Origin of the sequence: Cellulomonas massiliensis JC225 (genome assembly GCF_000312005.1) — a bacterium.
In the GTDB taxonomy this organism is placed as follows: domain Bacteria; phylum Actinomycetota; class Actinomycetes; order Actinomycetales; family Cellulomonadaceae; genus Cellulomonas; species Cellulomonas massiliensis.
This window is the reverse complement of the sequence record NZ_HE978588.1, coordinates 1,918,649-1,929,223: the sequence shown is the minus strand read 5'-3', so window position 1 is coordinate 1,929,223 and position 10,575 is coordinate 1,918,649. Positions and strand designations below refer to the sequence as shown.

General features: G+C 73.9%; 9 protein-coding genes. 2 read left to right on the top strand and 7 right to left on the bottom strand.

Annotation, left to right across the window (positions count from 1 at the left end):
• Positions 1-1,590, top strand: a 1,590-nt coding sequence (gene recD, locus HGCM_RS17700) for an exodeoxyribonuclease V subunit alpha (RefSeq protein ID WP_019136555.1), incomplete at its 5' end; no start/stop codon positions are given.
• Between the two features lie 86 nt (positions 1,591-1,676).
• On the opposite strand, the gene HGCM_RS20100 is transcribed toward recD, so the two are convergent.
• Positions 1,677-1,832, bottom strand: coding sequence for a hypothetical protein (locus tag HGCM_RS20100; RefSeq protein WP_019136554.1), 156 nt, complete (start codon positions 1,830-1,832; stop codon positions 1,677-1,679).
• A gap of 205 nt (positions 1,833-2,037) precedes the next feature.
• On the opposite strand from HGCM_RS20100, the gene HGCM_RS09185 reads away from it, so the two are divergent.
• Positions 2,038-2,394: a hypothetical protein gene (locus HGCM_RS09185; protein WP_147572769.1), complete on the top strand. Its 357-nt coding sequence runs from the start codon at positions 2,038-2,040 to the stop codon at positions 2,392-2,394.
• A 7-nt stretch (positions 2,395-2,401) separates the two neighbouring features.
• Here HGCM_RS09185 and HGCM_RS09180 read toward each other — a convergent pair whose 3' ends face one another.
• The 6 genes from HGCM_RS09180 to HGCM_RS17695 form a co-directional block, all read right to left on the bottom strand.
• A complete protein-coding gene (locus tag HGCM_RS09180) occupies positions 2,402-3,424 on the bottom strand; it encodes a LacI family DNA-binding transcriptional regulator (RefSeq protein WP_026075371.1) in 1,023 nt (340 codons plus the stop codon).
• 85 nt (positions 3,425-3,509) lie between these two features.
• Positions 3,510-4,532: a galactofuranose ABC transporter, permease protein YjfF gene (gene yjfF, locus HGCM_RS09175; protein ID WP_019136551.1), complete on the bottom strand. Its 1,023-nt coding sequence runs from the start codon at positions 4,530-4,532 to the stop codon at positions 3,510-3,512.
• The gene (locus HGCM_RS09170; protein WP_019136550.1) at positions 4,532-5,647 is read right to left on the bottom strand and encodes an ABC transporter permease; all 1,116 of its coding nucleotides are present in this window, start codon (positions 5,645-5,647) and stop codon (positions 4,532-4,534) included. The genes yjfF and HGCM_RS09170 overlap by 1 nt, the downstream gene beginning before the upstream one ends.
• Complete coding sequence (locus HGCM_RS09165; RefSeq protein WP_019136549.1) at positions 5,644-7,194, bottom strand: sugar ABC transporter ATP-binding protein; 1,551 nt, start codon at positions 7,192-7,194, stop codon at positions 5,644-5,646. The genes HGCM_RS09170 and HGCM_RS09165 overlap by 4 nt, the downstream gene beginning before the upstream one ends.
• 138 nt (positions 7,195-7,332) lie before the next feature.
• Positions 7,333-8,346, bottom strand: a complete 1,014-nt coding sequence (locus tag HGCM_RS09160) for an ABC transporter substrate-binding protein (protein WP_026075370.1) — start codon at positions 8,344-8,346, stop codon at positions 7,333-7,335.
• Between the two features lie 376 nt (positions 8,347-8,722).
• On the bottom strand, positions 8,723-10,575 hold a 1,853-nt coding region (locus HGCM_RS17695), incomplete at its 5' end, for a discoidin domain-containing protein (protein ID WP_019136547.1).

Genomic DNA, 10,575 nt, shown 5'->3' with positions numbered 1-10,575 from the left:
GCCTGGCGGTGGCCACCGCTCGACGCGTGGGAGGCGGCGCTGCGCGCGAGCCCGCTCGTGGCGGACGGCCCGGACGGACCCGACGACCGGCCCGTGCGGCTCGTCGACGGCCGGGTCTACCTCGACCGCTACTGGCGCGACGAGCACGCGGTGCGCGTCGCGGTCGAGGAGCGCACCCGCGTCCTGGACGGGTCGCTCGACGAGGCCGCTCTCCGGGCGGCGCTGGTGCGGCTGTTCCCGCGCGAGCAGGACGACCGCCAGCGGCTCGCCGCCGCGGTCGCCGCGGTGTCGCGGTTCACGGTCGTCACCGGCGGTCCCGGCACCGGCAAGACGACGACGGTCGCGCGGCTCGTGGCGGTGCTGCAGGCCGCCGCCGGCCCGGGGCTGCGGGTGGCGCTCGCCGCGCCGACGGGCAAGGCGGCCGCCCGTCTGCAGGAGGCAGCCAACGACGCGGTGGCGCAGGTGCGCGCGCTGTCGCCCGCGGACGCCGAGCGCGTGGGCCGGCTCACGGCGACGACCGTGCACCGGCTGCTCGGCTGGCGGCCGGGGACGTCGACCCGCTTCCGCCACGACCGCTCGCGGCGCCTCCCGCACGACGTCGTCGTCGTCGACGAGTCGTCGATGGTGTCGTTGCCGCTGATGGCGCGGCTCCTGGAGGCGCTGCGCCCGCAGGCGCGGCTCGTCCTCGTCGGCGACCCCGACCAGCTCGCGTCCGTCGAGGCGGGCGCCGTGCTCGGCGACCTGGTGCACCGGCCCGCCACGTCGGACGCGCTGCCGCGCCGCCTCGGGGACCTCGTGCCCCCCGACCTGCCCGCCCCGGCGCGCGAGGCGCTGCGGCACGGGGTCGTGCGGCTCGAGCGGCCGCACCGGTACGGCGGCGACCTGCACGCGCTCGCGAGCGCGATCCAGCGGGCCGACGCGGACGCCGTCCTCGCGGCGCTGGAGTCGCCCTCGGTGACGTTCGTCGCGACGTCCGGCGAGCGTCCGCTGCCCGACGAGGTCGCCGGCCTGCGCGCCGACGTCTCCGCGACGGGCGTCGCGGTCGTCGCCGCCGCGAGCGCGGGCGACGCGCAGGCCGCCCTGGACGCCGTCGAGCGCCACCGGCTCCTGCTGGCGCACCGCCGCGGCCCGGCGGGCGTCGCGCACTGGTCGCGGCAGGCGCAGGAGTGGGTCGAGGAGGCGGCGGGCCACCGCCCGGGCGCCTGGCCCGTGGGCCTGCCGGTCCTCGTCGAGCGCAACGACCGGGCCACCGGGCTCTACAACGGCGACGTGGGCGTGGTCGTCGCGCACGAGGGCGGCGTGGCGGTCGCGTTCCGCGGCCCGGACGGCCCTCGGCTGGTGCGCCCGCACCGGCTGCCCGCGGTCGAGCCCGTGCACGCGATGACGATCCACCGCGCTCAGGGCAGCCAGTTCGCGCGGGTCGCCGTCGTCCTGCCGCCCCCGTCGTCGCCGCTGCTGACCCGCGAGCTGCTCTACACGGCCGTCACGCGCGCCCAGGAGCACGTCCTGCTGGTCGGCTCCCGGGAGGCGGTGCTCGCCGCGGTGGCCCGGCCGGTGCAGCGGGCCAGCGGGCTGCGCTCGCCCCGCTGAGCGCACGCCGGACATGGCTCGTCCCGGCCGGTCCGAGGGGGGCGGACCGACCGGGACGAGAGTCGTGCCGGGGGTGCGGCGCGCCGCTAGACGCGCGCCTTGCCGCGACGCACCAGCGACATCACGAGGCTGATGACGAGGATCGCGATCCCCAGCCAGATGAGGAACTTCGCGGCGGCGGTCGCGACGCCGATGATGATCATCACGATGCCGACCAGGATGAGAACGAGCCACAGTGCCATGGGGGTGGACACCTTCCTCGGGACGGGCCGGTAGGCCCAGTGGGCGGCGCCGGGTTGCTGGGCGCCTCGCTCCGATCGTGGCGCGAGACGGACGATCGCGCTCGTCGAACGCTCGGGCGACGGGCCGGGGGCGAGGTCGCTCGGGGTGCCGGAGTCGCTCGGGATGCCGAACCGGCGCGCAGGGGGCACGGTGGAGCCGGAGGCGATGACCATGACCGAGAACACGCACGAACCCCGCCACGCCGCTCCCGTCGAGCACCCGGTCGACGACCCGACGGGCGCCGGCCACGGCACCGAGCTCGGGGCCGACGACCACTCCAAGTTCCCGGACGTGCTCGACGACGGGCACACCGCTCAGGTCGTCGAGGGCGACGAGCTGACGGCGCCCGGCGGCCACGTCGGCGACGTGCTCGACGACGGCGAGACCGCACGGGACGTCGAGGGTGTCGGCCTCGGTGGCCGGACGACGGCGCACGGGCCGGTCGGCGAGGTCCTCGACGAGGGCGAGACGGCCCGCGAGGTCGAGGGCGAGCCCTACCCGGACGGCCGCGCAGTCCCCTGACCGGCGGTCAGCGGCGCGAGGAGCTCGCGCGCACGACGAGCTCGGCGGGAATCACGCCGCGCGTCGCCGCGGCGCCGTCCAGCGCGCCGATGAGCGTGTCGACGGCGAGCGTGCCGAGCGCACCGAAGTCCTGCCGCACCGTCGTGAGGGGCGGCGTGAAGTGCGCGGCGCCCACCTCGTCGTCGAACCCGACGACGAGGACGTCCGCCGGCACGCGCACGCCGCGCTCCCAGAACGCGTGCAGCAGGCCCAGCGCGAGCTGGTCGTTCGCCGCGAACACGGCGCCGGGCAGCCCCCCGTCGGCGAGCCGCAGCCCGATCCCGTAGCCGTCCTGCGCGGCCCAGCCGGCGACCACGGGCTCGGGCACGGACCGGCCGGCGGCGGCGAGCACCGAGCGCCACCCGGCGAGACGGTCCTGCGCGTCGAACCAGTCCTGCGGCCCGGCGACGTGCACGACGTCGCCGTCGCCCACGGCCGCGAGCAGGTGGCTCGTCGCGAGCCTCGCCCCGTGCGCCTGGTCGACCCCGACGGCGGACAGGTGCGGCACGTCCGGGAGCTCCCCGGCGGACGAGATGACGACGACGGGCACGGGCGCCTGCACCCCGGCGAGCACGGCGACCGCCTCGACGGTCGGCGCGACGACGGCGACGGCGTCGACGCCCTGCCCGAGGAAGTGGTCGAGGGCCCGCCGCATCGTCTCGCCGTCGAACGTGCGGATCGTCGCCACCGAGACGAACATCCCCGCGACCCGCGCGGCCTCCTCCAGGCCGACGAGCGTGCTCGTCGGGCCGTGCAGGGCGCTCGCGGGGGTGACGACGCCGATCGTGCCGGTCCGCCGGGTGACGAGCGCCCGCGCCGCGCTGTTGCGCCGGTAGCCGAGGGTCGCGATCGCGTCGAGCACGCGCTCGCGCGTCTGCGGCCGGACGCTGGGGTGGTCGTTGAGCACGCGCGAGACGGTCTGGTGGGACACGCCGGCGAGGGCTGCGACGTCCATCATCGCGGGTGGTCGGTCCGTGGGGACGGACGCCATGGGTCACCTCCTGGGGCACACCGTAGAGGGCGGCGCCGAGCGCGGGCTGCGGCTCTCCCCTTCCGCAGCCCGCGCGGCGTCACCTCTAGCGCCGCCGCACCACGAGCAGGCGCTGGAGGACGACGAAGACCAGCAGCAGCGCGCCGATCACGATCTTGGTCCACCAGGAGGACAGGGTGCCCTCGAAGGTGATGATGGTCTGGATGAGGCCGAGCACCGCGACGCCGAGCACGGAGCCGAGCACGAAGCCGGAGCCGCCGGTGAGCAGCGTGCCGCCGATGACGACGGCCGCGATCGCGTCGAGCTCCATCCCGATGCCGGTCAGCGAGTACCCGGAGCGCGAGAAGACGGCGAACAGGAACCCGCCGAGGCCGGCGCACGTCCCGGAGATCACGTAGACGAGCACCTTCGTGCGGGCGACCGGCAGACCCATGAGCCGTGCCGACTGCTCGTTCCCGCCGATCGCGTACACCGTGCGCCCGAACCGCGTGTAGTGCAGCAGGACGAACGCCACGGCGACGACGACGAGCGCGACGACGCCGCTCGGCGTGATGACGAGCCCGTCGGCGGTCCCCCACCGGGTCTGCGAGAGCGCGACGATCGTCGGATCGGTGATCGGGATCGACTCCGGCGCGACGAGGTAGCACAGCCCTCGCGCGAGGAACATGGCTGCCAGTGTCGCGATGAACGGTTGTATCTCGAAGACGTGGACCATGAGGCCGACCAGGTAGCCGATCAGGGTCCCGACGAGGATCGAGGCGGGGATCGCGATCGCGGCGCTCCACCCGCGCGTGAACATCCACGCCGACAGGCAGGTCGACAGGGCGACGACCGCGCCCACCGACAGGTCGATGCCGCCGGTGAGGATGACGAACGTCATCCCGACCGCGAGCACGATGAGGAAGCTGTTGTTGATGAGCAGGTTCGCCATCACGCGGCCGGACAGGAAGTTCTCGTACCGGCTGCCGCCGATGACGAGCATGAGCACGAGCACGACGAGCGTGCCGAGCACCGGCAGGTAGCGCCGGTCGAGCTGCCACCGCGAGGCGAGCGACGACGCGCCGGCTCCCGCCTGGGGCTCGACCTCGAGGATCTGCTGGGTCGCCATCAGGCCGCCACCTCCACGGGCACCGCGGCCTGCGCACGTCGCCGCGCCCGCATCTTGTGGCGCACCACCGGCGACTGCAGCAGGCAGACGGCGATGACGACGAGCGCCTTGAACAGGGACACGGCGCTCACGGGGATGCCGAGGATCGTGATCGACAGCGTCAGCGTCGTGATGACGAGGACGCCGACGAGCGTGCCGGTGAGGGAGAACTTCCCGCCGGCGAGCGAGGTGCCGCCGATGACGACGGCGAGGATCGCGTCCAGCTCGATGAACAGGCCGGCGTTGTTGGAGTCGGCGGCCATGATGTTCGAGCTCTGCAGGATGCCGGCGATGCCGGCGAACAGCGCGCAGAGCACGTAGACGATCCAGATGATCGTCCGGGCGCGCACGCCGGCCAGTCGCGACGCCGTCGGGTTGATGCCGACCGACTCGATGAGCACGCCGAGCGCGGTGCGCCGCGTGACGAACGCGGTGACGGCGAAGAAGAACGCCGCGATGAGCGCCGCGACGGGCAGCCCGAGCCAGAACCCGGAGGCGAGCGTCTTGTACGGGCCGCTGTTCACCGTCGTGATCTGGCCGCCCGTGATGAGCATCGCGATGCCGCGACCGGCGGTCATGATGACGAGGGTCGCGACGATCGGCTGGATCCCCACGACCGACACCATGAAGCCGTTGAACACCCCGATGACGAGGCACACGACGAGCGCGGAGAGGATCGCGGTGGTGACGGTCGTGACGGAGTCGGGGCTCGGCGACGCGGCGATCTGCGTGAGCGCGACCGCACCGGCGATCGCCATGACGGCGCCGACCGACAGGTCGATGCCGCGCGTGGCGATGACGAGCGTCATCCCGAGCGCGACGAGCAGCAGCACGGCCGAGCGCCGCAGGATGTCGACCGGGCCGCCGAACAGGTGCCCGTCGAGCACGGTGACCTGGAGGAACTGGGGCGACTTCACGACGCTGGCGACGAGCAGCACGACGAGGGCGACCAGCGGCCAGAACAGCCGGTGGCGCACGAGCGCGCCGAGGGAGAACCGCCGCTCCCCGGCGGCCACCGGGGCCGGCGCAGGTGCGGGCGCGCCGGCGGGCGGCGGCGTCGGGTCGGGGGAGCTCACTGCTGTCCTCCGCTCGCGATGAGGTCGACGACGGCGTCGGTGGTGACGTCGTCGGTGTTGGCCAGCTCGGCGACCTTGCGCCGGTCGCGCAGCACGGCGAGGCGGTGCGACAGGCGCAGCACCTCCTCCAGCTCCGCGGAGATGAAGACGACCGCCATCCCCTGCTCCGCGAGCTCGGCGACGAGCCGCTGGATCTCGGCCTTGGCGCCGACGTCGATGCCGCGGGTCGGCTCGTCGAGCAGCAGGAGCTTCGGTGCCGTGGCGAGCCACCGCGCGAGCAGCACCTTCTGCTGGTTGCCGCCGGACAGGTTCCCGGCGACGGCGTCCGGGTTCGCGGGCCGGATCCCCAGCGCGCGGATGTACTGGTCGACGACCTCGTCCGCCTTGCGCTGCGGCACGCGCCGCAGCCAGCCGCGCTCGGCCTGGATGCCGAGGACGATGTTCTCGCGGACCGTGAGGTCGCCGATGATGCCCTCGGTCTTGCGGCTCTCGGAGCTGTAGACGATGCCGTGGGCCAGCGCCGAGCGCGGCGAGCGCAGCCGGGTGACGTCGCCGTCGACGTGCAGCGAGCCGGTGTCCGCGCGGTCGGCCCCGTAGAGCAGCCGCGCGAGCTCGGTGCGGCCGGAGCCGAGCAGCCCGGCCAGGCCGACGACCTCGCCGGGGTACACGTCGAGGTCGAACGGCTCGATCGAGCCCTTGCGCCCGAGCCCGATGGCCTGCAGGTAGGGCGTGGTGTCGCGGCGCTCGGCGATCTGTGGCTTGGGCGACTCCTCGAGCCGCTCGAGCACCTCGAGCGAGCGTCCGATCATCTTCTGGACGAGCTCGACCCGGTCGAGCTCGGCGGTGCGGTACTCCCCCACGAGCTGGCCGTTGCGCAGCACCGTCATGCGGTCGCTGATCGCGTACACCTGGTCGAGGAAGTGCGAGACGAACAGGATCGCCACGCCGCGCGCGCGCAGGGTCCGCACGACGTCGAAGAGCTTCGCGACCTCGTCCGCGTCGAGGCTGGACGTCGGCTCGTCGAGGATGAGGACGCGGGCGTCCACGACCATCGCCCGCGAGATCGCGACGAGCTGCTGCACCGCGAGCGAGTGCGACGACAGCGACGACGACGGGTGGATGTCGACGTCGAGCGCCCGCAGGTGCTCGCGCGCCGCGGCGCGGGTCGCGCGCCAGTCGATCCCGCCGGCCCGGCGCACCTCGTGCCCGAGCATGACGTTCTCCGCGACGGAGAGGTTGTCGCAGAGGTTGACCTCCTGGTACACGGTGCTGATGCCCGCGGCCTGCGCCTCGGCCGGGCCGGCGAACGAGCGCTCCTGCCCGCCGACGACGATGCGCCCGGAGTCGGTCGCGTACACGCCGGTCAGCGCCTTGATGAGCGTCGACTTGCCGGCGCCGTTCTCGCCCATGAGGGCGTGCACCTCGCCCGGGAAGAGCCGGAAGTCCACGCCGTCCAGCGCCTTGACGCCGGGGAACGCGATGGAGATGCCGGTCATCTCGACGACGGGTGCGCCCGGGGCGCCCGTCGAGCCTGCTGCGTCGGTCATCGTCGACCTCTCGTGCGGGGGCCGCCTCGCGGGCCCGTCGGCCGGGTGCCCGGGCCGGGGCGGCTGGCGCCCCGGCCCGGACCCCGGGTCGGTCTGTCGTGCTGCTGGTGCTGCTGGTGCCGGAGTCCCGGCGCCCCGTCAGTACTGACGGTCCGGCAGCGCCTCCTTCGCCTGCTCCTGGTCGAACGCACCGTCCTCGGTGACGATGCGGCGCTCGACGGTGCCGCCGCTGTCCAGGGTCTTGATGATGTCCGCCAGGTCCGGCCCGAGCAGCGGGTTGCACTCGACGATGTAGTTGATCTTGCCCTCCGCGAGGGCGGTCATGCCGTCCTTCACGCCGTCGATCGTGACGATCTTGATGTCCTCGCCCGGCTTCTTGCCGGCCGCCTCGATCGCCTCGATCGCGCCGAGGCCCATGTCGTCGTTGTGCGCGTAGACGACGTCGATGTCGGGGTTCGACTGCAGGAAGCCCTCCATGACCTTCTTGCCGCCGTCGCGCGTGAAGTCACCGGTCTGCGACGCGACGACCTTCACGTTCGGGTTGTCCTTGGTCGCCTCCTCGAAGCCGGCCTTGCGGTCGATCGCCGGCGCGGAGCCCGTGGTGCCCTGCAGCTCGACGACGTTGATCGGCTCGGTGCCGAGGTTCTCGGACACCCACTGACCGATCCGGCGCCCCTCCTCGACGAAGTCGGAGCCGATGAACGTCTGGTAGAGCGTCTCGTCCGCGACGTCGACCGCACGGTCGGTGAGGATCACGGGGATGTTGGCCTGCTTGGCCTCCTCGAGCACCGCGTCCCAGCCGGTCTCGACGACCGGGGAGAACGCGATGTAGTCGACGCCCTGCGCGATGTAGGAGCGGATCGCCTGGATCTGGTTCTCCTGCTTCTGCTGCGCGTCGGAGAACTTGAGGTCGAACCCGTTCTCCTTGGTGAGCGACTCCTGGATGGACTTCGTGTTGGCCGCGCGCCAGCCCGACTCGGCGCCGACCTGGGAGAACCCGACGGTGATCGTGTCGCCACCGCCGCCCCCGCCGCCGGCCGTGCCGGACGAGCCGGGGGTGGTGCCGCCGCCCGAGCTGCACGCGGCGAGCCCGAGGGCCGCGACGGCGGTCGCCGTCACGAGGATCCGGGAACGAAGACTCCTGCTGAGCATGCTGTTCTCCTCCTTGAGAAACGGCCCGTCGCCGCTGCGTCTCTGCCTGCGGTGAACCCTTCGAGCGCCGGTTGCGCGTCCCCCTGGCTCGCGCTCGAGCGGGCTCGACGTCGGCGATGTTAGCGCTCACATTTCTCTGAGCACAACGCTCTGACGGTGCCCCGATGGTCACGACTTGGCATCGGAACGATCCGACACTCCGGGCACCCGACAGGCCCGCGGGCGTGCGCCCGCGGGCGGCGGACCCGCCCCGGGAGCACCGCCGGACCGGGCGCCGGGGCCGGTCCCGCCCGGTCCGCCGCCCCGCGTGGGCGGCTCCTCAGCAGCTCCTGAGCAGTTCGTCAGCCGCCCTCGCCGGCGCGCGTTCGGCGGCCCGTCAGCGGTAGAGCCGCAGGTCGGCGACCGACCACCAGCTGCCCGCCGGCGCCGTGGTCGTCACCCGCAGGTAGCGCGCCGCCGTCGGCGGGAGGCCCACGGTGAGGAGCTGGCCGGTGCCGGCACCGCTCGCGACGGTGCGCCACCGCTCGCCGTCCCGGCTGACCGCCAGGGACCACCCGCGCGGGAAGTCGCCGAGGTTGTCGCCCGCGTCCACCGCGACCTCGCGGAACGCGGTCGTCCGGCCCAGGTCGACGGTGAGGGCCGTGCCGGGCGCCTGGGCCGCGCCGCTGGACCAGCGGGTCGACGCGTCGCCGTCGACCGCGAGCGCGGCGTCGTCGCCGCCCGTCGCCGTGGCGGTGGCCCGCCCCAGGTCGAGCGGCGTGCGCGGGTCGGCGAGGAGCCGCGACGGCGGCCAGACGAAGGTCGCGAGCGCACCGCCGGGCAGCGTGTACTCGAAGGAGCGGCCCCCCACCGCCACGGCGAAGCTGCGGGGGGCGTCGTTCTCGTTGTGCACGACGAGGGCCGTGGAGCCGTCGGGGTTGCGGAACGCCACGTCCATGACCTGGCCGTTCCACCCGGTGGTCCCGAAGCTGGTGGAGCCGATCCGGCGGGCGCCGGGCTGCACGAACTTCGCCAGGTGCCCGATCGTGTAGTACTCCGCGTCCGGGCGCACGGACCCGTCCGGCAGCACCGTGAGCAGGCCGGTGCAGGTGCCGCAGCCCCCGAGGTGCGGGCCGCCGTCCTCGCGCAGCACGAGGTTCCAGTTGACGACGGACCGCGCCCAGTTCCGCGTGGTGCCGATCGCCAGCGTGCGCGCGTGCCACGTCAGCGTGCCGCGGAAGATCTGCTCCGCGGTGTCGTCCGGGCCGTGGGACCCGGAGCACTCGGTGAACCAGATGCCCTTGCCGGGGAACTGCTCGTGCAGCGTGCTCTGCGCGCTCGGGTCGCCGTAGTAGCAGTGGAACGCCGTGCCGGCGACCCACCGTGCCGCGCCGCTGCGCAGCAGCGACTGCGGGTACTGCGCGGAGGCCGGGTCGGTGCCCTCGACGTCGTTGGGGTGGGTCTGCCAGTTGTGGTCGTACCCGAGGATCCGGGTGCGCGGGCTCGCGGCGCGCAGCTTCGGCCCCAGCGCCTCGATCACCCGGACCTGCTGCGCGACGGGCATGTCCGTCCCCGGGTAGCCGTCGGGCGAGCGGTGCTGCGGCTCGTTCTGCACCGTGAGGTAGTCGATCGGCACACCGGCGCGGGCGTACGCCTGGACGGCCTTGACCAGGTAGCGGGCGTAGGCGTCGACGACCCGCGGGGAGTCCTTGAGCTGCCCGCCCACCAGGGAGTCGCCCGTCTTCATCCACGCCGGCGGGCTCCAGGGCGTCGCGAGCACCGTGAGGCGGGGGTTGAGCCGCTTCGCCTCGCGCAGCAGGGGCAGGATCTGCCGCTCGTCGTGCGCGACCGAGAAGTGCGCGAGCGGCAGGTCCGTCCGGCCCGGGGGCATGTCGTCGTAGGTCCAGTGCTCGTCGGCCGCCGTGAAGTCGGACGAGCCGAGGGGCTGGCGCAGGAAGCTGACGCCGATGCCCTCCTGCGGGTCGAACAGCGCGCGCATCGCCTCCCGGCGCCGGTCCGGCGGCATCGCGGCGAGCAGCGAGGCCGACGAGTCCGTGAGCGACGCCCCGAAGCCGTCGATCACCTGGAACGTGCGGTCCGGGTCGACCTCGATGGTCGTCAGGTCCGACGCGCCGGGGGTGAACGCGACCGACGCCCGCTCGTGCAGCAGCTCGGACCGGTCCGGGGTCGTGACCCACACGCGGGCCCGGACGCCTCCGGCCCCGTCGGGACGGTCGCCGCCACCCGCCT

Coding starts and splice junctions, on each gene's coding strand:
- HGCM_RS20100 (WP_019136554.1), bottom strand. CDS start 1,832: ATGGCACTGTGGCTCGTTCTCATCCTGGTCGGCATCGTGATGATCATC.
- HGCM_RS09185 (WP_147572769.1), top strand. CDS start 2,038: ATGACCATGACCGAGAACACGCACGAACCCCGCCACGCCGCTCCCGTC.
- HGCM_RS09180 (WP_026075371.1), bottom strand. CDS start 3,424: ATGGCGTCCGTCCCCACGGACCGACCACCCGCGATGATGGACGTCGCA.
- yjfF (WP_019136551.1), bottom strand. CDS start 4,532: ATGGCGACCCAGCAGATCCTCGAGGTCGAGCCCCAGGCGGGAGCCGGC.
- HGCM_RS09165 (WP_019136549.1), bottom strand. CDS start 7,194: ATGACCGACGCAGCAGGCTCGACGGGCGCCCCGGGCGCACCCGTCGTC.
- HGCM_RS09160 (WP_026075370.1), bottom strand. CDS start 8,346: ATGCTCAGCAGGAGTCTTCGTTCCCGGATCCTCGTGACGGCGACCGCC.